Annotated in this window: 15 protein-coding genes and 1 pseudogene; 8 read left to right on the top strand and 8 right to left on the bottom strand. The window is 73.4% G+C overall.

The features are described from left to right. Positions 1-388 (top strand): annotated as a pseudogene (locus Q7T52_RS16020) (mycofactocin system glycosyltransferase); the annotation flags it as partial. Here the strand turns inward: Q7T52_RS16020 and Q7T52_RS16015 are convergent. Together Q7T52_RS16015 and Q7T52_RS16010 are read right to left on the bottom strand one after the other, a co-directional pair. After that, positions 358-1,836, bottom strand: coding sequence for an aldehyde dehydrogenase (locus Q7T52_RS16015; RefSeq protein WP_304804228.1), 1,479 nt, complete (start codon positions 1,834-1,836; stop codon positions 358-360). The pseudogene Q7T52_RS16020 and the gene Q7T52_RS16015 sit on opposite strands and share 31 nt — an antisense overlap. A gap of 94 nt (positions 1,837-1,930) precedes the next feature. Then, positions 1,931-3,577, bottom strand: coding sequence for a sigma-54-dependent Fis family transcriptional regulator (locus Q7T52_RS16010; RefSeq protein WP_304804226.1), 1,647 nt, complete (start codon positions 3,575-3,577; stop codon positions 1,931-1,933). Positions 3,578-3,722: 145 nt separating this feature from the next. Between Q7T52_RS16010 and Q7T52_RS16005 the strand changes: the two genes are divergently transcribed. The 4 genes from Q7T52_RS16005 to Q7T52_RS15990 all read left to right on the top strand — a co-directional run bounded on the left by Q7T52_RS16005 (position 3,723) and on the right by Q7T52_RS15990 (position 8,500). Further along, entirely contained in the window at positions 3,723-4,838 is a 1,116-nt protein-coding gene (locus Q7T52_RS16005) for an NDMA-dependent alcohol dehydrogenase (RefSeq protein WP_304804224.1), read from the top strand. A 65-nt stretch (positions 4,839-4,903) separates the two neighbouring features. Further along, positions 4,904-5,800: a MoxR family ATPase gene (locus Q7T52_RS16000; protein ID WP_304804222.1), complete on the top strand. Its 897-nt coding sequence runs from the start codon at positions 4,904-4,906 to the stop codon at positions 5,798-5,800. 209 nt (positions 5,801-6,009) lie between these two features. Continuing rightward, the gene (locus Q7T52_RS15995) at positions 6,010-6,753 is read left to right on the top strand and encodes a vWA domain-containing protein (protein WP_304804220.1); all 744 of its coding nucleotides are present in this window, start codon (positions 6,010-6,012) and stop codon (positions 6,751-6,753) included. Between the two features lie 10 nt (positions 6,754-6,763). Further along, a complete protein-coding gene (locus tag Q7T52_RS15990; RefSeq protein ID WP_304804218.1) occupies positions 6,764-8,500 on the top strand; it encodes an AMP-binding protein in 1,737 nt (578 codons plus the stop codon). A gap of 131 nt (positions 8,501-8,631) precedes the next feature. Here the strand turns inward: Q7T52_RS15990 and Q7T52_RS15985 are convergent, their stop codons facing one another. The 5 genes from Q7T52_RS15985 to Q7T52_RS15965 are packed head-to-tail and all read right to left on the bottom strand — an operon-like array spanning position 8,632 to position 13,508. Next, on the bottom strand, positions 8,632-10,374 hold the full coding sequence (locus tag Q7T52_RS15985; RefSeq protein ID WP_304804216.1) for a HAMP domain-containing sensor histidine kinase: 1,743 nt from the start codon (positions 10,372-10,374) through the stop codon (positions 8,632-8,634). Positions 10,375-10,397: 23 nt separating this feature from the next. Then, positions 10,398-11,513, bottom strand: coding sequence for a B12-binding domain-containing protein (locus Q7T52_RS15980; RefSeq protein WP_304804214.1), 1,116 nt, complete (start codon positions 11,511-11,513; stop codon positions 10,398-10,400). Further along, positions 11,510-12,781, bottom strand: coding sequence for a PP2C family protein-serine/threonine phosphatase (locus Q7T52_RS15975; RefSeq protein WP_304804212.1), 1,272 nt, complete (start codon positions 12,779-12,781; stop codon positions 11,510-11,512). Before Q7T52_RS15975 ends, Q7T52_RS15980 begins: the two co-directional genes overlap by 4 nt. Beyond that, entirely contained in the window at positions 12,778-13,185 is a 408-nt protein-coding gene (locus Q7T52_RS15970) for an ATP-binding protein (RefSeq protein WP_304804210.1), read from the bottom strand. The genes Q7T52_RS15975 and Q7T52_RS15970 overlap by 4 nt, the downstream gene beginning before the upstream one ends. A gap of 14 nt (positions 13,186-13,199) precedes the next feature. Further along, the gene (locus Q7T52_RS15965; RefSeq protein ID WP_304804208.1) at positions 13,200-13,508 is read right to left on the bottom strand and encodes an STAS domain-containing protein; all 309 of its coding nucleotides are present in this window, start codon (positions 13,506-13,508) and stop codon (positions 13,200-13,202) included. A 156-nt stretch (positions 13,509-13,664) separates the two neighbouring features. On the opposite strand from Q7T52_RS15965, the gene Q7T52_RS15960 reads away from it, so the two are divergent. The 3 genes from Q7T52_RS15960 (at position 13,665) to Q7T52_RS15950 (ending at position 17,639) form a co-directional block, all read left to right on the top strand. Further along, positions 13,665-14,654, top strand: a complete 990-nt coding sequence (locus Q7T52_RS15960; RefSeq protein WP_304804206.1) for an aldo/keto reductase — start codon at positions 13,665-13,667, stop codon at positions 14,652-14,654. Between the two features lie 73 nt (positions 14,655-14,727). Further along, positions 14,728-16,920: a hypothetical protein gene (locus tag Q7T52_RS15955; RefSeq protein WP_304804205.1), complete on the top strand. Its 2,193-nt coding sequence runs from the start codon at positions 14,728-14,730 to the stop codon at positions 16,918-16,920. Between the two features lie 26 nt (positions 16,921-16,946). Next, complete coding sequence (locus tag Q7T52_RS15950; protein ID WP_304804203.1) at positions 16,947-17,639, top strand: PaaI family thioesterase; 693 nt, start codon at positions 16,947-16,949, stop codon at positions 17,637-17,639. 10 nt (positions 17,640-17,649) lie between these two features. Here the strand turns inward: Q7T52_RS15950 and Q7T52_RS15945 are convergent, their stop codons facing one another. Further along, positions 17,650-19,368 carry a sodium:proton antiporter gene (locus Q7T52_RS15945; RefSeq protein ID WP_304804201.1) on the bottom strand — a complete coding sequence of 573 codons (1,719 nt, stop codon included), beginning with the start codon at positions 19,366-19,368 and terminating at the stop codon, positions 17,650-17,652. Positions 19,369-19,385: the final 17 nt, after the last annotated feature.

Here is a 19,385-nt window from a genome sequence, read left to right as displayed (position 1 = left end):
CGGGCTCGTCGCGTGGGCGGTCGCCCACCGCCGGCTGGCCGACACCCTCCCGGCTGCGTCCGCGGGCAGGGTCGCCGCCTCCGCGCTCGGCTCGTCGGTGCGCCAGGAGGCCTCGCTCGCCGTACGACACCTCTGGCCGCTCGCGGCGCTGGCCGCCACGACGCGCACCGGCCGCCGCGTCCTGCTGGCGGCGGCCGTCGTCGATGGCGCGGTCGCGCTCACCGACCGACGGGGCCTCGACCCCCTCACCCGGCTCGCCGGACGACGCATCGACGACCTCGCCTACGGCGCCGGCGTGTGGTGGGGCTGCGCCCGGGCCGGCTCGGCCCGGGCGCTGCTCCCCCGGCTCAGCCCGGCTCAGCCCCGGAGCCGGTCGGCGCCGGCGTAGATCGACTTGTACTCGAGGTAGGGGTTGATGGCCTCGGGGCCGAGCTCGCGCCCGACGCCGGAGTCCTTCATCCCGCCGAACGGCGCGCCGAGGTCGAGGCTGTAGTAGTTGAGCCCGATCGTGCCGGTGCGCACCTGGCGGGCGACACCGAGCGCACGCTCCTCGTCGGCGCTCCAGACGGAGCCGCCGAGGCCGTAGTTGCTGTCGTTGGCGATCCGGACGGCGTCCGCGTCGTCGTCGAAGGGGATGACGGCCATGACGGGACCGAAGACCTCCTCGCGGGCGAGGCGGTCGTCGTTGTCGACGTCGGCGAAGACGGTCGGCTGCACGAACCAGCCGCGGTCCTGGTCGGTGGGGCGGCCACCGCCGGAGACGAGGCGCGCGTTGCTGTTCTTGGCCACGTCGATGAAGCCGAGCACCCGGCCGAGGTGCTTCTCGCTCGCCATCGGCCCGATCGTGGTCGCCGGGTCGAGCGGGTTGCCGATCGTCTGGCTGTCGGTCCAGCCGGCCAGGGCGTCGACGACCTCGTCGTAGCGCGAGCGCGGCGCGAGGATCCGCGACTGCGTCGTGCAGGTCTGCGAGTTGTTCATGAAGGAGGCCGCGCCGATGCCACCGAGGAAGGTGTCGATGTCGCCGTCCTCGAGGAAGATCGCGGCCGACTTGCCGCCGAGCTCGAGGGTCATCCGGCGGATCAGGCGGCCGCACTCGGCGCCGATGATGCGGCCGGTCTCGGTCGAGCCGGTGAACGCGATCTTGTCGACGAGCGGGTGCGAGACCAGCGAGGCGCCGGCGCCGCGGTCGGCCAGCACGATGTTGAGGACACCCGGCGGGAGTCCCGCCTCCTGCGCGGCGTCGCCCATCACGTAGGAGTCGAGCGCGGTCTCGGGCGAGGGCTTGAGGACGACGGTGCAGCCGGCGGCGAGGGCGGGGGCGATCTTCATCATCGCGAGCACCTGCGGGTAGTTCCACGGCGCGATAGCGCCGACGACGCCGACCGGCTCGCGGCGCACGATGGTCGAGCCCAGGGCGCTGGGCCGGACCTCCTCGAGGTCCATGGCCCTGACCTGCTCGGCGTACATCCGGAGCAGGCCGGCGGGGGCGGCACCGTTGAACGGTCCGGACAGGGTGATCGGCATGCCGTTCTCGCGGCTGACCAGGGTCGCGGTCGCGTCGGCACGCTTCTCGAGGGCGTCGGCGAACTTGTGCATGAGCGCGGCGCGCTCGTCGGCCGTCGTGCGGCCCCAGGGGCCGTGGTCGAGGGCCTCGCGGGCGGCCTTGACGGCGCGATCGATGTCGGCGTCGGTGCCGAGCGACGCGGTGCCGAGCGCGTCGCCGGTGGCGGCCTCGAGGGCGTGGTGGGTCTCGGAGCCGATCGGGTCCACCCACTCACCGTTGATGAAGAAGCGGGTCCGGTCCAGGTTGGTCTCGACGTCGGCGATGACGGTCATCTGCACTCCTGGTGCGTAGGCAATGGCGGGAATCACAGCGTGCGCCTCGCCGCACTGCCTAGGTGTTCAGTTTCTGGACGTCGGGGGTCGGGCGTCAGAAACCGGTGATGCGGAGCTGGCGGATGCGGGCGTAGAGGGTCGTGCGCGAGACCCCGAGGTCGCGCGCCGCCTGCACCTTGTTGCCGTCGGCGGCCCGGAGCGCCGCGACGATCGCGTCGTGCTCGGCGCGGTCGAGGCCGGCCAACGGCTTGGCCGGTCCGGTCACCCGGTAGGGCTCCGGCAGGTCGGTCAGCGCGATGCCGCCGCACGAGCGCAGCGCGGCAGCGTGGGCGATGACCGCCTTGAGCTCGCGCAGGTTGCCCGGCCAGTCGTGGGCGGCCAACGCGTGCAGGGCTCCGGGCGTCAGGTGCACCGAGTCGCTCGCGGCCACCGCGCCGAGCATCGAGACGGCGAGGTCGGGGATCTCGGTACGCCGCGAGGCCAGCGGCCGCATCACCTCGCGGGTGATGGCCGTCGCCGCCAGCGTCGCAGCGCGGCCGGTCAGCCCCTCGACGGGGCCGGAGGTCAGGACCAGCTGGGGACGGGTGCGCCGGTCGACCAGCTCGATCACCAGGTCGAGCAGCTCGTCGCTCAGCAGGTCGATGCCGTCGACGACGACCGATCCGCCCGACCGCTTCATCGCACGCTCGAGCTCCTGGGCCCACGCGGCCTCGCCCTCGAGGAGGGCGGTCGCGGCCCGCATCACCTTGGCGGGCAGCACGGCGAGCTCGCGGGCCCGCGTCGAGCGACCGGTCCCGGGGGGCCCGGAGACGAGGGTGGGGGCCGGCGCCCGGAGAGGGACGGTCGTGGGGATCGTGGTCGGGGTCAGGTGCGGGCCGGTCGCTCGCTCGGCGACCTGCAGCAGGACGCCGCGCCGCGCGCCGGGCACGCGGGTGACGGTGACGTCGGCGGGGCGCCCGGTCTCGAGGGTCACCCGGAGCGCGCTCTCGCCGGCTCCCGGCGGGTCCTCGGCCAGCACCCGGAGCAGCGCGATGTCGGAGGAGCTGAGCAGGTCGGAGGCCGCCTGGTTGCACATCACGATGCTCTCGCCGATGGCGAGCACGGCGTGCCGGCTGTGGCCCGACGCCTCCTGGAACGCCGCTAGCAGGCTCTTCTCCGAGATGCGGCTGCCACCGAGGAGGCGCTGCTCGATGTCGTGGACGGCGCGGGCGATGAGCGGCGGGAGCAGGGGGCTCGCGGTCTCGACGACGGCCGAGATGTCGAGGACGCCCTCGATGCGGCGGGTGAGCGGGTGCCGGATCGGGTGTCCGTAGCAGCTGAACCGCCGCAGCGACTCCGCGAAGTGCTCGGGCCCGTGGATGACCACCGGGTGGCGGGTCTCGAAGACCGTGCCGAGGCCGTTGGTGCCGATCGTGTCCTCGAGCATGCTCGCGCCCTCGCGGATGTTGAGCAGGTCGAAGCCCTCGCGGGTGGTGGGGTCGTCGAACCAGCGCCGCACGATCCGGCACTCGCGGTCGCCCAGGATCGTCGAGTAGCCGGTGCCGGCCAGGCTCGACTCGAGCTGCTCCAGCACGGGTGCGGCCCCGACCAGGAGCGAGCTGTGGCGGTCGATGTCGCCGGGGACCAGTCGCTCGAACGACCCCGTGCGGTCGACCCCGGCGAGGCTGGCCCGGCGCCACGAGGCGGCGATGTCGGGGCGCGCGTCGGGGAGGTCGTCGTAGGACGTCGCGGGTCGCGGCATGCGGGTGCACCTCCCGGGGTCGCTCGTGTGGGCCCCGTCACACCCATCATGCACCCGCTCTGGTGACCCGGGCTGTCCAGTTCCTGAACAGACGGCTCGTGTGACGCGTGCCACGGTGGGGGGACCACGAGCCCAGAGGAGAACCATGAAGACCCAGGCAGCAGTCGTCATCGAAGCCGGCAAGCCGATCGAGATCGAGGAGCTCGAGCTCGACAAGCCCCGCGAGGGAGAGGTGCTGATCCAGTACACCCACGCCGGCCTGTGCCACTCCGACGTGCACGTCGCCCACGGCGACCTCGAGGCCCGGCTGCCGATGATCCTCGGCCACGAGGGCGCGGGCATCATCCAGGAGGTCGGCCCCGGCGTGAGCCGGGTCAAGGTCGGCGACCACGTCGTCTGCTCGTTCATCCCCAACTGCGGCAGCTGTCGCTACTGCGCGACCGGCCGCCAGTCGATCTGTGACATGGGTGCCACGATCCTCGAGGGCTACCTGCCCGGCGAGCGCTTCCCCAACACCGGCCCGCGCGGCGACTACGGCGCGATGTGCATGCTCGGGACCTTCAGCCAGTACGGCGTCATCCACCAGAACTCGTGCGTCAAGGTCGACGACGACCTGCCGCTGGAGAAGGCCGTGCTCGTCGGCTGCGGCGTGCCCACCGGCTGGGGCGCCGCGGTCAACACCGCCGCGGTCAAGCCCGGCGAGACCGTCGTGGTCGTCGGCATCGGTGGCATCGGCATCAACGCCGTCCAGGGCGCCCGGCTGGCCGGGGCGAAGAACATCATCGCCGTCGACCCGTTGGAGAACAAGCGAGAGAAGGCGATGGAGCTCGGCGCCACGCACAGCTTCGCCAGCACCGACGAGGCCATGGAGGCGATCACCGACCTGACCCGCGGCCAGATGGCCGACTCGGCCATCCTGACCCCCGGCCTGATGACCTCCGAGATCGTCGCAGGCGGCTTCAACGCGATCGGCAAGGGCGGGGTCGTGGTGCTGACCGGCCTCAACAAGCTCGAGGAGCAGAACATCGAGCTCCCGGGCTCGATCATGACCCTCTTCCGCAAGACGCTGAAGGGCAGCCTGTTCGGCGACTGCAACCCGACTATCGACATCCCGCGGATCCTCGGCCTCTACCAGAGCGGCGACATCAAGCTCGACGAGATCATCACCAGGACCTACACGCTGGACCAGGTCAACGAGGGCTACGACGACCTGCTCGCCGGCAAGAACGTCCGCGGCGTCGTCGTCCACAGCCACAACTGACGGCGACGGAGACCGACCAGGTGACACAGACGTCCTCCATGGGGCCGGGCGTGCAGGACGGCCCCATGGAGGTCATCGAGCGGGCCGCCGAGGCGGAGCTCCTCGAGGCGGCCCTGCTCAGCGGCGCACACGTGCTGCTGGAGGGGCCGCCCGGGACCGGCAAGTCGACGCTGCTGCGCCGCGTCGCGACCGGCCGGCGCATCCCGTTCGTGATGGTCGAGGGCAACGCCGAGCTCACCCCGGCCCGCCTCATCGGCCACTTCGACCCGGCGCTCGTGCTCTCCAAGGGCTACGTCGCCGAGATCTTCGAGGACGGCCCGCTGCTCGAGGCGTTGCGCACCGGCGGCCTGCTCTACGTCGAGGAGCTCAACCGGATCCCGGAGGAGACCCTCAACGTCCTGCTGACCGCGATGTCGGAGCTCGAGATCACCGTCCCCCGCCTCGGCCGGGTCGCGGCAGCCCCTGGGTTCGCCCTGGTCGCGGCGATGAACCCGTTCGACGCGGTCGGCACCGCCCGGGTCTCCGGCGCGCTCTACGACCGCACCTGCCGGATCTCGATGGACTACCAGACCTCCGAGGCCGAGCAGTCGATCGTCGGGCTGCGGACCGACGAGATCGACCTGGCCTGGCGGGCCCAGGTCGTCGAGCTCGTCCGCAGCACCCGTGACCACGAGGACATCCGGTTCGGGTCGTCGGTCCGCGGCGCCATCGACATCGCGCGGCTGTCCGTCGAGCTCGCCCGTCTGCGGGGCGTACCGACCGACGACTGGCACGTCGGCCTTGCTGCCGCCAAGGCGTCGCTGTCCGGCCGGATCCGCCTGCAGGACGGCTGCGACCGGACGCCGGAGCAGGTCGTGACCGAGCTCTACGTCGCCGTGTTCGGTGCCGAGCCGTCCGACGCCCCCGACCCGGCCGACCCGGCCGACCCGGCCGACAGCGAGGGGTCGCCGGGGGAACCCTGAGCCCGCCCCCCGGGGCGGGCGGCTCCCCTCCACCGGCGACACCCCAGTCGCGCCAGCGCAAGTCGGCGCCGCGCACGACCGGCCGGTCCGACCTCGCCAAGAACCCGAAGTTCGCCGAGCTCTCGCCCGAGGTCGGCGAGCTCGACCTCCAGGCGCTCGACGACGCGCTGCGCGGCGACCCCGACGACACGCTCACCCTGCTCGTCGAGATGTCGCACGCCACCGACGAGCGGCTGCGGGCGGCGGTACGCCGGCTCGCGCCGCGGCTGATCCTCGACCAGACGCGGCGCGGCATCCCGCGCAACCGGGGGGTGGCCAAGCCCCGTCCGGTGCCGGCCCACCGCGGTGGCGACCTCGACCTCGACCGCTCGATGGACGCCATCGTCGGCGCCCGGGCCGAGGCCCGGATGCCGTCGCTCGAGGACATGACCGCCGTCGCGTGGAGCCGGCCCGAGCTGGCGCTCTGCCTGGTCATCGACCACTCCGGCTCGATGAACGGGGCCCGGCTGACCACGGCCGCGGTCGCCGGCGCGGCCTGCCTGACCTACGCCCCCGAGGAGCACGCCGTGCTCGCGTTCGCCGCCACGACCACGCGGCTCAAGCGGGTCTCCGAGGCGGCGCGCCCGACGGCGACCATCGAGCGCATCCTCGCCCTGCGCGGCCACGGCACCACCGGCCTCGCCGGGGCGCTGCGCGAGGCGCAGGTGCAGCTGGCGAGCACCCGCGCCCGACGGCGCGTGGTGCTGCTGCTCTCGGACTGCCGGGTCACCGACGAGGTCGACGCGACGTCGGCGGCGCGGAGCATCGACGAGCTGGTGATCCTCGCCCCGGCCGAGGACGACGACGAGGCCCAGCGGCTCGCCCGGGACAGCGGGGCCCGCGTCGCGGCGATCGGGTCCGTGCTCGACGTACCGGCGGCGCTGAACCGACTGATCGCCGACGACCGACTGTGAGGATCTCCCCATGACCACCCCCGACCCCCACGAGACCTACCGCGCCGCCCGCGACCTGCTGCTCGAGCTGTCCACCGACCGCGACCGGGCGGTCGCCGAGTTCCGCTTCCCCGACGTCGGGCCGCTGTGGTGCTGGGCGGTCGACTGGTTCGACCGGGTCGCGCTCGACAGCGACCGGCCCGCGCTGGTCATCGTCGAGGAGGACGGCACGACCTCGGAGACGTCGTACGACGACATGCGTCGGCGCTCCAACCGGCTCGCCCGCTGGCTCGCCGAGCGCGGGGTCGGCCGGGGTGACTCCGTGATCGTCATGCTCGGCAACCAGGTCGAGCTGTGGGAGTCGATGCTCGCGGTGATGAAGCTCGGCGCCGTCGTCATGCCGACGACGACCGCCGTGGGTCCGGCCGACCTGCGCGACCGGGTCGAGCGCGGCGAGGCGAGGCACGTCATCACCAACGCGGCCGAGGTCGGCAAGTTCGAGGAGGTGCCGGGCGACTACACGCGGATCTCGGTCGGCCCGGCCGACGGGTGGGACGACCTGCGCACGGCCACCGGTGCGGGCGGGGCGGCCGACGACGGTCCGCTCCCCCACCCGGGCACCGGTCCCCAGGACCGGCTGCTCCTCTACTTCACCTCGGGCACGACGTCGCGGCCCAAGCTGGTCGAGCACACGCAGGTGTCCTACCCGGTCGGCCACCTGACGACGATGTACTGGCTCGGCCTGCGGCCGGGCGACGTGCACCTCAACATCTCGTCGCCGGGCTGGGCCAAGCACGCGTGGTCGTGCTTCTTCGCGCCGTGGATCGCCGAGGCGACGGTCTTCCTCTACAACTACACGCGCTTCGACGCCCCCGCCCTGCTCGAGCAGCTCCGCTCGCGCGACGTCACGACGTTCTGCGCGCCGCCCACGGTGTGGCGGATGCTCATCAAGGCCGACCTGTCCGAGGGACCCGGCTCGCTGCGCGAGGTCATCGGGGCGGGCGAGCCGCTCAACCCCGAGGTGATCTCGCAGGTGCGGGCCAGGTGGGGGCTGACGCTGCGCGACGGGTTCGGGCAGACCGAGATGACCGCGGTCGTCGGCAACTCCCCCGGCCAGCCGGTCAAGCCGGGCTCGATGGGACGGCCGCTGCCGGGCGTCCCGGTCGTGCTGGTCGACCCCGCCACGGGTGCCCGCGTCGAGGGCGCCGGCGCCGAGGGCGAGATCTGCCTCGACCTCACCGGACCCACCCGCCGGCCGGTCCCGCTGATGGTCGGCTACCACGGCGACGCCGAGCGCACCGACGAGGCGATGGCCGACGGGCTCTACCACACCGGCGACGTGGCCTCGCTCGACGAGGACGGCTACATCACCTACGTCGGGCGCACCGACGACGTCTTCAAGGCCTCCGACTACAAGGTCAGCCCGTTCGAGCTCGAGTCCGTGCTGATCGAGCACCCCGCCGTCGCCGAAGCGGCCGTCGTGCCCGCGCCGGACGCCGTGCGCCTGGCCGTGCCCAAGGCCTACGTCGTCGTGGCGCCCGACTGGGAGCCGACCCGTGAGACGGCGTACGCGATCCTCAAGCACGCGCGTGAGCACCTGCCGCCCTACCTCCGGGTGCGCCGGCTGGAGTTCGGTGAGCTGCCCAAGACCATCTCGGGCAAGATCCGCCGCGTCGAGCTCCGCGGTCGGGAGGACGACCTGGCGCGGGCCGCCGAGGTCGCGTCCGGCGAGTTCCGCGACGACATGTTCCCCGAGCTCAGGGGCTAACCGGCCACCTGGGGGGATCCGCCCCACCCAGCATGGGGTCCGGGTGGGACGGATGGAGGCAGAGAGGTCGCACTCCACTGCCTCCCCCCGACGTTACTCCCCCGTACGGATGGTGTCGACGGTGAAGTGACTCAAGAGTCAGGCAAGGGGAAGCGCATGGTGAAGGTGGTGCCGAAGGGGTCGGAGTCGACGCTGATCGAGGCGTCCATCCGGCGCAGCACCCGATCGACGATCGCGAGGCCCAGCCCGGTGCCCGGGCGCTGGCGGGCCCGGGGGTCGTCACTGCGGAAGAACTCCTGGAACAGGCGGGCCTGGTCGTCGGGCGAGATCCCGATGCCGCGGTCCTGGACCGTGAGGACGACGTCGGTCGCGGTGCAGTCGGTGCGGACGATCACGAGACCGCCGGCGTCGCTGTACTTGATGGCGTTGCCGACGACGTTGGCGATCGCGTGCCGGAGCTCGACCGCGGTGGCGAGCACCCGGGCGGTCGGCGGGGCGCCGAGGTGGACGAGCGTCACGGTCTGCAGGTCGGCGGTCGCCTCGAGGTCGGCGAGGACCAGGTCGACGGTCTCACCGACGTCGACGAGCTCGTGCGCGGCCGCGTGCTCGTGGGGCGTGTAGCGGGTGAGGGCCAGCAGGTCGGACACCAGCGCGCTCATCCGCTCGGTGCTGCGGCGGATCGCGGAGGTCGACATCGCGAGGTCGCCGTCGCCGGTGGCCTCGGCGAGCAGCTCGAGGTGGGCGTTGATGACGGTCAGGGGCGTGCCGAGCTCGTGGGCGACGGTCGCGACGAGCTCGGAGCGGTAGCGGTCGTTGGCGTAGAGCTCCTCGTTGGCGCGCGTGATCGTCGCGAACGCCCGCGCCTTGGTGATGACGTGGCCGAGGTCGCGGCCCAGGGCGAGGAGCATGTCAGCCTCGGCCGACGACCACGACGGGTGGGCGTCGGACCGGACCAGGGCGAGGCAGCCGAGCGTCACGTCGCCGACGCCGACGGGCACCACCACCACCGAGGCGAGCCCGGCCTCGGCGAGGTCGGCCAGCGTGCGGTCGTGGTCGTAGGAGACGGGGGGGTTGAGCGGCGTGCGCGCGCGGGAGAGGACCGCGACACGCTGGTCGTCCCAGGCCCGGGTCGCCAGGTCGGGCAGCTGCCGGGTCAGCCGGTCGACCACCGCGCCGGGGAGCCGGGCGAGGCGGCCGGCGGTGGCCGACACGGTCGTCGTGGCGACGGCGACGCAGGAGTACCAGGCGCCGTCGACCGTCAGCACCTCGGAGAGGGCGAGCGCGGCCTCGTCGAGCACGGCGGCGACGTCGGTCTGCGCGGCGGCGCGCATCACGACGTGGCGGGCCGAGACGGCGAGGCCGGCCCGCTCGACGGTGCGGTGCGCCACGTAGGTGTGGTTGAGCGCCTCACCGAGGTGCTCGGCCAGCCCGGCGAGCAGGTTCTCGTCGGTCGGGGTGGGCATGCCGTCCGGCCCCTCGATGCCCAGCCCGACGTAGCCGATCACGTGGCGACGGTCGCCGTGCAGCGGGGCCAGGAGCACCGAGCCGGGCTCGGACCGGTCGCCGTGGCGCACGAAGCCGCCGGGCGGGCGGAGCGCGGCCAGCATGGTCTCGTCGCGCACGTGGCGCTGCCGGCCGGTCGCGTCGGTGGCCAGGACCGCGTCGAGCAGGGCGTCGAGCTGCAGCGTCATGCTCGGGCCGAACCCGGACGCCACCGGCGAGGCGTGCATGTCGACCGAGCCGCTGGAGTTGAGCAGGTAGAGCAGCACGGTGGAGGACGCGAGCCCCTCGGGGCGGGCGGTGGCCAGGACGGCGTCGACGGTCGCCGCGAGGCGCACGCCGGCAGCAGCGGCTGCCTCGTCGACCTCGGGCACGACCGACTCCCGTCCTGGATGCCTCAGTCGCGCACGTCGGGCCGGTCGAGGTCTGTCGGGGCAGGATATCGGTCTTTACCTTCCGGATCAGCGGTTCCGGAGGCCACCGCCGCACCCACGTCCACGACCATCCGGTGCGCGACGTCGCCGGCGTCGGTGTCGCGCACCGCCTCGGCCAGCGCAGCCCACCACGCCTCGTGGACACCGCTCGGCGCGGCCCGCGGCCGGAGCACCCGCCGGGCCCAGCCACCGAGCTCGTCGAGGACACCCTCGTCGCCGGTGAGGCACGCGGCGGCGACGGCGCCGACGCAGTAGGGCGCCGCGTCGACGAGCACGCCGCACCACGACGGGGTGGCCTCGTCACCTGGCCGCCGGTCGAGGCGCGCAGCGAGCTGCCGGGTGGCGTGCACGAGCCGCGCCGCGACGACCCGCTCCTGGTGGAGGATGCGGCGGGCCGCGGCCGGCCCGGGCCCGGTGAGCGGTTGCACCGGAGGCACCCGGGCGGGGAGCCGGTCGAGCTGCTCCAGGACGGCCTCGGCCGAGGCGGCGAAGGCGCTCGCCCCGATGGCCCGGGCGCGCACGCCGTCCCGGTCGAAGGCGCTGCCTCCGGCGATGACGGGTACGCCGTGGGCGCGGCTCGCCTCGACGTGGCGGTGGGCCGCGGGGATGGCCGAGGACAGCGAGGCGCTGAGGAGCACCGCGCGCACCGGGGCGTCGGTGAGCCGGGCGTGCAGCCGCTCGACGGAGGTGTCGGCGCCGAGCAGGTCGACGTGGAGCCCGTGGTGCTGGAGCGTCACGGCCAGGACCAGCGCCGGCAGGGAGTGCCACTCGCGCTCGACGCAGGCGACCACGACGGTCTCACCGCGGTCGGCGTCGGCCGGTGGTCCTCGCGTGAGGAGCCGCTGGAGCACCTGCTGGCTGACCGCGGTCGCGGCGTGCTCCTGCGGGACGCTCCAGGTGTCGGCCTCCCACAGCGTCCCGATCCGGTGCTGGGCGGCGAGGGGCATCCCGCGGAGGACCTGGGGCAGCGGGACCCCTTCCCGCAGCGCGGTCTCCAGCCGGTCGAAGGCGGCCCGGTCGTCGCCGGCCACGACGGCGTCCCAGTAGGACTCCGCGGCCGCGGCCGAGAGGCGGGTCATCCGGAGCCGCCCCTCGCCCGGTGCTGGAGCGCGAGGATGGCCACGTCGTCGCGCGTCCCGTGGTCGGGGTGGAACTCGGCGACCGCCATGGCGAGGCGCTCGATGATCGCGCCCGGGAGGCTGCCGGCCATCGGGGCGAGCGAGCGCAGGACCCTCGAGCCGCCGAAGAGGTCGCCGTCGCGCCGGGCCTCGGTCACGCCGTCGGTGTAGAGCACCAGGGTGTCGCGACCGGTGAGCACGAGGTCGGCCATCCGATAGCTGCTCCGGTCGTAGAGACCGAGGGCCGGCCCGCTGCAGGCGACCTGCTCGAGGGCGCCGTCCTCGCGCAGGACGAGGGGCGGCGGGTGGCCGGCGGACGCCAGCGTGACCGACAGCCCCGTCGCGGTCCCCTGCCGCGTCTCGGTGATCCGGCCGCAGAGCGCGGTGGCGAAGTGGTCGCCATAGCTGCGGGCCCGGCCGAGCAGCATCCGGTTGGTGAGCGAGAGGATCGCCGCCGGGTCGCGGTCGACCAGGGCGGCGGTGCGCACGGCGCTGATGATGCGCTCGCCGTTGAGGCCGGCCACCGCACCCTTGCCCATGGCGTCGCCGAGCAGGACCGTCAGCACGTCGTCGCCGTGCAGGTCGACGAAGTCGCCACCGACGGACTCGTCCTCGGCTCCGACCCGCACGAAGGAGGCAGCGAGCACGGGGCTGCCCGGCGGCGGGTCGGGGACCAGCAGCGACGAGCTGAACGCACCGGCGAGACGCCGGCTCTCGGCGACGTTGCGGCTGACGTCGAGGCGTGCGGCGACGCCCGGCAGCAGCTCGGCGAGGGAGGCGAGGACCTGCTCGAGGGACGGCGTCGCGTCGTCGCGGTGCACCAGCGTCGCGAGGCCGACGTTGCGGCCGTCGACCTCGAGCGGCGCGAGGACGACCGTCACGGGGCCGAGGGCGGCGACGTGGTCGGTGAGGGCGGGGTCGCCGAGGGCGTCGTCGACCATCGCGTGACGGCGACGGTCGTCGTGGGGCAGGACCAGGGTCGTGACCGCGCTGCCCCGCAGGCGCGTGGCCTGGGCGATCGTGCGCGCCGGCACCCGGTGGTCGGGCGCGCGGACGAACGGCCGGCCCCCGACCGCGGCGCTGGCCACCCAGGAACCGCCGACCCGCACCAGCACCTGCGCGCACGCCACGAGCTCCCGCGTCAGGTCGACGACGACGGCCTCGGCCGTGCCGGCGGGGTGGGTGACGGGCCCGTGGGTGAGGGGCCTGTGGTCGGCGGTCGGGCTCATCGGTCACCCGTGGTGGCCACCGTGGCGGTCACGACCACCGACGGGCCGACCAGCTCGACCTCGACCGAGGAGCACAGCGACGTCACGATCCGGAGCCCGCGACCGCGACCGAGCGGGTGGCCGTGCCCCGTCGGCGGGTGGCTCCAGTGCGTCGTGACGACCCCCGGCAACGAGTCGTTGGCGACCCGCACCCGCAGCGCGCCGTCCGCCGCGTCGCACTCGACCCGCACCTCGTGCTCGGGCCCGTGGAGGCCGTGCTGGATCGCGTTCTCGACGAGCTCGTGCACGACCATCAGGGTGGCGTTGACGTCGTCCTCGCCCATCCCCGTGGCGCAGAGAGACGCGCGGGCCAGCGCACGCGCCTCCTGGGCCGCCCCGGGCCCCGCGGGCAACGTCGCACGCATCCCGTCACCCGGCCTCAGCCGAACCGGTGAGGGATCTCGCAGGTCGCGAGGATGCGCTGGGCGAGGGTCCCCTGGCGGGCGACGAGGTCGATGACCCCGCCCTCGAGGAACGCCCGGTGCTGCGCGATCGCCAGGAGGGCCACGGCCGAGCTCGGCAGGAACGTCACCTCCGAGAGGTCGATGGCCAGGCCCCGGGTGTAGCCCTGCGACACGCTCTCGATGGTGTCGCGCAGGTCGGGCATCACGGTCTCGTCCACGTCACCGGTCACCGTGAGCCGGTCGTCGGACCCGGCGCCGTCCGGCTTGCTCTCCACCCCCACCACGCCCGCGACCCTAGTGCGTGAGGTCGCGTCGGGCGTCCGCTTCCCGCGAGTCGGCGCCGCAGGCCTCCGTCGAGGGGTATTGGGAGGGACCCCCACCCGTCGCGCCGCCGACGTACGGTCGAGAGGCACGCACGACCGCCGCACCAGGAGGACCACATGGACAAGCGCACCCTCGGCCAAGGCCTCGAGGTCTCCGCGATCGGACTCGGCTGCATGGGCATGAGCCACGGTTTCGGGCCCGCCAGCGACACGACCGAGATGACCGGGGTCATCCGCTCGGCCTTCGACCTGGGCGTCACGTTCTTCGACACCGCCGAGGTCTACGGCCCGTTCGTCAACGAGGAGCTGCTCGGTCGGGCCGTCGCGCCGTTCCGCGACGAGGTCGTCATCGCCACCAAGTTCGGCTTCGCCTTCGACGACGACGGCCAGCAGTCCGAGGGCGTCGACAGCCGCCCCGAGCACGTCCGCGCTGCGGTCGACGGGTCGCTGCGCCGTCTCGGCGTCGACCACATCGACCTCTGCTACCAGCACCGCGTCGACCCCGACGTCCCGATCGAGGAGGTCGCCGGCACCGTCAAGGAGCTGATCGAGGCCGGCAAGGTCAGCCACTTCGGCCTGTCCGAGGCCGGCGTCGACACCATCCGGCGCGCGCACGCCGTGCAGCCGGTCACCGCCCTGCAGAGCGAGTACTCGTTGTGGTGGCGCGACCTCGAGCCGGAGATCATCCCCGTGCTCGACGAGCTCGGCATCGGGCTCGTGCCGTTCAGCCCGCTGGGCCGCGGGTTCCTCACCGGGGCGATCGACAGCAGCACCGCCTTCGACGCGACCGACATCCGCACGTCGTTGCCCCGCTTCAGCCCCGAGGCCCGGTCCGCCAACCAGGCCGTGGTCGACCTGCTGACCCGGATCGCCACCGACAAGGGCGCCACGCCCGGTCAGGTCGCGCTCGCCTGGCTGCTGGCCCAGAAGCCGTGGATCGTGCCCATCCCGGGCACCCGGCGCACGTCGCGGGTCCGGGAGAACATCGGCGGCGCCGACGTCGACCTCACCGACGCCGATCTGGCGGAGATCGAGTCCGCGATCACCGCGGTCGAGGTGCAGGGCCACCGCTACAGCGAGGCCATGGAGAAGATGATCGACCGCTGACCCGGAAGGACTACCACCGGAGGGGGCCCGATCGTGCCTGCCGACGGTCAATTCCCGTCACTAGCCTCCGACCATGCGTCGCTTCTCCCGGTTGCTGCTCCCGCTCGTCGTGCTCGTCGTCGCGTTCTCGGGGAGCGTCGTCCCGGCCCAGGCCGCCGTGCCCGACGTGTGGGTGAAGTGGAACATGGGCGACGTCTGGATCCGGTCCCTCGACTACGTCACCCCGACGCAGCTGGTCGGCGGCTCCGAGACCGACGGCGTCTACACCGCCACCAACGCGGTCGGGCCGTGGACCGACATCAGCGGCAACCTGCCGCCGGCCGGCAAGCAGGTCCACCAGGCGGTCGGCCAGTCCGGCCAGATCTTCCTCGCCACCAGCGCAGGCCTCTACCGCGGCACCGGCGGCGGCAGCTGGACCCGGCTCGGTGTCGACGACGCGACGCCGCAGCCCCAGCGCCTCGACCAGGGCGGCGTCCAGTCGGTGGTGTTCCCCACCGGCGAGCTGACCAACGTCGTCGTCGCCACCGCCGGCTCCGGCCGAGACGGCGTCTTCTACTCCTCCGACGCCGGCAAGAAGTGGGCGCAGGCGAGCGGGCTCACCGGCGCGACCTTCTACCTCACCTCCGCCGGGCCGGTCATGTACGCCGCCGCGACGACCGGCTTCTACCGCTCGGCCAACGCGGGCCGCTCCTGGTCCCTCATCTCCGACGGCATCCCGCCCGGGGAGTCGCCCAAGCGGATCTCGGTCTCGCCGCTCAACCCCGCCCAGCTCATCGCGGCCACCGTCGGCGGCGTCTACCGCTCCGACAACGCCGGCACCACCTGGTACGACGCCAGCGGCACGGGCGACGGCGCCCTCCTGGCCGGCGAGGTGCGGGCCTTCCAGCTCGTGCCGTCGGCGTACTGGGGTGACGGGCGGCCGCGCATCGTCGCCGGCACCAACAACGGGGTCTGGGCCACCCTCGACGGGGGCGAGAGCTGGGCCAAGATGTCGGGCACCAAGCTCAACGCCCCGGGCGAGGTCGCGATGACCAGCGAGTCGGCCTACGGGCTCAACATCGGCTTCGGCACGCCGGGCAGCCTGATGGTCGGCACCCAGGGGCACGGCGTCTTCAGCCTGCCGCTGTCGGCGGTCGAGGCCCCCGCGGCCATCACGAGCCCGAGCGGCAGCCCTGTCAAGAACGTCGTGCTCACCGCCAACAACGGGACCTGGGGCGGCACCGGGCCGTTCCTCTACCGCTACCAGTGGAAGCGGTGCTCGACCAGCGCCGTCGGCTCGTGCTCCAACATCAGCGGCGAGACCGACCGGACCTACCAGCTCGCGCAGGCCGACGTCGGCCAGTACGTGCGCGTCGGGGTCCGTGCCCTCAACATCGTCCAGCCGGCGTTCTCCGCCGAGGTCGTGTCGAGCGCGGTCGGACCAGTCGCGGCGCCGGCCGGTTTCGAGCCGACGCCCCCGACCAACTACCCCAAGCTGCTCGACGGGACGTCCGCACCGTGGGGCACCACGATGACGATCGACCCCAGCGACGACGCGCAGGAGCGGTGGAAGAGCAACGGCACCTACACCGCGACGTCGTTCGAGTTCTCGTGGTCGCGCTGCGACCTCGACGGCGACCCGTGCGTCGACATCCCGGGCGAGACGGGCCTCTCCTACACGACCACGGTCGAGGACGTCGACCACGTCGTGCGGGGCGACGTGATCGGCACGATCGCCAGCACCAGGTCGCCACGGCGACTGGCCGGCATCTCCGGCGCGGTCTACGAGAAGAAGCCGGTCAACACCGCAGCCCCGCGGGTCGTCGGGCCCGCCTACGTCGGCACGGTGCTGCAGTCGACCGCGGGCGCCTGGACGGGGACCCATCCCTCCTTCGCGCGGCGCTGGCTGCGCTGCAACGCGCAGGGCCTGCAGTGCAACCCGACCAACCCCGTGGTGACCACGTCGGCGTACGCCGTGAAGGCGACCGACAAGGGCTCGACCTTCCGGATCGAGATCACCGCTCGCGTCGAGGACCAGTTCCAGCCACGCACCCAGGTGGCGACATCGGCGAGGTCCGCCGCGGTCGGCAACCCGCCGCCGACGTGCGCGCAGCTCAAGGCGGCCGTCACCAAGGCGGTCAAGGGCGTCAAGGCCGCGCAGAAGGCGCTCCAGAAGGCCAAGAAGACCGGCAAGCGCAAGAAGATCAAGGCCGCGCAGAAGAAGCTCAAGGCCGCCAAGGCCGCGCTCGCGAAGGCGAGGTCGAGGTACGAGGCCGGGGGCTGCTGACCCCGACCCTGCCCTAGGCTGGACAGGTGTCCGAGCTGTCGATGTCGTCCTTCTCCTTCGAGGACCTGACCACCGAGGACGTCGACGCCGCCGAGGCGCTGTGGGGCGGGCTCACCGACGACGTACGCCGACTGCTCGACCTGACGATCCGCAGCCGCGTCGGCCCGGAGCAGGTCGCCCGGGCGCGGGCCATGCTGCAGGAGGCTGCCGACCTGCTGGCCGAGGACGCCCCGGCGGAGCCCGCGGGCGTGCACTACAACGCCCACGGTCGCTCGTGGAACTGGGGCAACACGGTCGTCGGCGTCCGCAACGCGTTCGCGCCGCCGGTGCGGCTCGCGTGGGGCGACGACGACGTCGTCCGCTCGGCCGTGACCCTGGGGGCGCCCTACGAGGGTCCGCCCGGCAGCGTGCACGGCGGAGTCTCGGCGCTGCTGCTCGACCATCTGATGGGCGAGACCGCGAGCGCCGCTCACACACGGCTCACGGTCACCGGCACCCTCACGCTGCGCTACGTCCGGCCGCTTCCGCTCGGACCCGTCCGGATGGAGGCGCGGGTCTCCGAGGAGTCGGGCCGCAAGGTCACCGTCACCGCCACGATCCGGCCGGACGTCGTCGACGCGGAGCCCGCGGTCGAGGCGACCGGGCTGTTCATCATCCCGCGGTGGGCCTACCAGCCCGACCCGGACACCGGGCCGACCGGGATCGGCTCGCTCGACTAGCCTCCCGAGGCTAGGAGCCGCCGGTGCGGTGCTCGAGGGTGTCGAGCAGCGCCTCCACCTGCCGGTAGGTCTCCGAGCTGTAGGCACCGATGCCGCGCTCGCTGGCGAGGGCGTCGCGCATCGCGTCGAGGTAGCGGCGCTGGATGATCATCGTCTGCTCGATCGCGCCGGGGCGGCCGGCGTCTCGGAGCTCGCGGACGCCGGTGAGCAGCCGCGGCAGGATCCGCTCCTTCATCGTGCTGGCCAGCTCGGGGTCGACGGGCTCGCCGTCGATGGTCTGCTCCTCGAGCGGACCGAGGGTGTCGACCGACGCGTCGCCGATCCGGCGCAGGAGCGCCTGCACCGAGCCCTGCTTGTCCTCCGCGCTCTCCGACCGCAACCGCATCGCGCCGATGACCGCCGGGAGCGTGAGCCCGAACAGCACGAGCGTGATCAGGGCGACGAGGAACGCGGCGAGGACCACGGTGTCGCGGTGCGGGGTGCCGGCCGGGATGGTCTGAGCGGCTGCGACGGTGACGACGCCGCGCATGCCGGCCCACGCGATGACGACCGTGCCGCGGCTCGTGATCGGCTCGCGCTCCTGGAACTCGACGTCGGCGCGGCCCCGGGCCAGGCGCCGCCGGGCGTAGGACAGCCGCGACTCCTCGCGGTCGTCGGCCGGGGTCATCGAGTCGAGCTTCTCCTCGAACTGGTCGAGTCGGCCGCGCTGCTGGTCGCCCTGGTCGGCGCCGGCGAGGCGTTGGTGGAGGGCGGGCCAGGCGAGCCCGAGGAAGCGCAGCCCGACCAGCAGGCCGACGACGACCGCCACGAGGCCGGTGATCTCGGCGGTCGTGGTCTCCGCCTGCGCGGCGTCGACAACCTCCGGCAGCTGGTAGCCCATCGCGAGGAACACCGCGCTCTCGAGGACGAAGCTGATCGTCACCCAGGTCGTCGCCTGCGTCTGCCGGTCACGGGCGCTGAAGCGACGGCTGCCCATCGCCCCGGTCACCAGCCCGGCGAGCACCACCGCGAGCACTCCGGACGCGTCGACCTCCTCGGCCGGGAAGTAGGCCAGGAAGGGCACCGCGAACGAGATCGTGGTGTTCAGCACCGGGTCGTCGAGCCGCGTGCGCAGCCGCACCGTCAGGAGCCCGACGAGCAGACCGATCACGGCCCCGCCGGCGACCGCCCACGCGAACTCCAGCGCGGTCCGGCCGAGCGCGAACTCGCCGGTCACGGCGATCGCCGCCACCGCGGTGCGCAGCACGACGAGCGCCGAGGCGTCGTTGACGAGGCTCTCGCCCTCGAGCACCGCCATCAGCCGTGGTGGCAGCCCGATCCGTCGCCCGATCGCGGTCGCCGCGACCGCGTCCGTCGGGCTCACGACGGCCCCGAGCGCCGTGGCGAGGGCGAACGAGATGCCGGGGAACAGCCAGTGCACGACCGCGCCGATCACCAGCGCCGAGACCACCACCATGACGACCGACAGCCAGGCGATCAGGAGCAGGTTGCGGCGGACGTCGATCACCGGCAGGTTGACCGCCGTCGAGTAGAGCAGCGGCGGGAGCACCCCGGCCAGCACGAGCTCCGGCTCGACGTGGATCGTCGGCGTGCTCGGTAGACAGCTCGCCCCGATCCCGAGGCCCACCAGCAGCAGCGGCGCCGCGACGCCCGTCCGACGCGAGAACACCGATGCCGCGATCATGATCGCGAGACCCGTCCCGGCGATGAGCAGGAATTCGTGGTCCACCCGCGCAGCCTAGGAGG

Origin of the sequence: Nocardioides sp., from assembly GCF_030655615.1 — a bacterium.
In the GTDB taxonomy this organism is placed as follows: domain Bacteria; phylum Actinomycetota; class Actinomycetes; order Propionibacteriales; family Nocardioidaceae; genus Nocardioides.
The sequence above is the reverse complement of the archived record's forward strand: the minus strand, read 5'-3'. Positions and strand labels throughout refer to the sequence as shown.

Coding starts and splice junctions, on each gene's coding strand:
- Q7T52_RS15960 (WP_304804206.1), top strand. CDS start 13,665: ATGGACAAGCGCACCCTCGGCCAAGGCCTCGAGGTCTCCGCGATCGGA.
- Q7T52_RS15955 (WP_304804205.1), top strand. CDS start 14,728: ATGCGTCGCTTCTCCCGGTTGCTGCTCCCGCTCGTCGTGCTCGTCGTC.
- Q7T52_RS16005 (WP_304804224.1), top strand. CDS start 3,723: ATGAAGACCCAGGCAGCAGTCGTCATCGAAGCCGGCAAGCCGATCGAG.
- Q7T52_RS16000 (WP_304804222.1), top strand. CDS start 4,904: ATGGAGGTCATCGAGCGGGCCGCCGAGGCGGAGCTCCTCGAGGCGGCC.
- Q7T52_RS16015 (WP_304804228.1), bottom strand. CDS start 1,836: ATGACCGTCATCGCCGACGTCGAGACCAACCTGGACCGGACCCGCTTC.
- Q7T52_RS15990 (WP_304804218.1), top strand. CDS start 6,764: ATGACCACCCCCGACCCCCACGAGACCTACCGCGCCGCCCGCGACCTG.
- Q7T52_RS15970 (WP_304804210.1), bottom strand. CDS start 13,185: ATGCGTGCGACGTTGCCCGCGGGGCCCGGGGCGGCCCAGGAGGCGCGT.
- Q7T52_RS15975 (WP_304804212.1), bottom strand. CDS start 12,781: ATGAGCCCGACCGCCGACCACAGGCCCCTCACCCACGGGCCCGTCACC.
- Q7T52_RS15980 (WP_304804214.1), bottom strand. CDS start 11,513: ATGACCCGCCTCTCGGCCGCGGCCGCGGAGTCCTACTGGGACGCCGTC.
- Q7T52_RS15995 (WP_304804220.1), top strand. CDS start 6,010: ATGTCGCACGCCACCGACGAGCGGCTGCGGGCGGCGGTACGCCGGCTC.
- Q7T52_RS16010 (WP_304804226.1), bottom strand. CDS start 3,577: ATGCCGCGACCCGCGACGTCCTACGACGACCTCCCCGACGCGCGCCCC.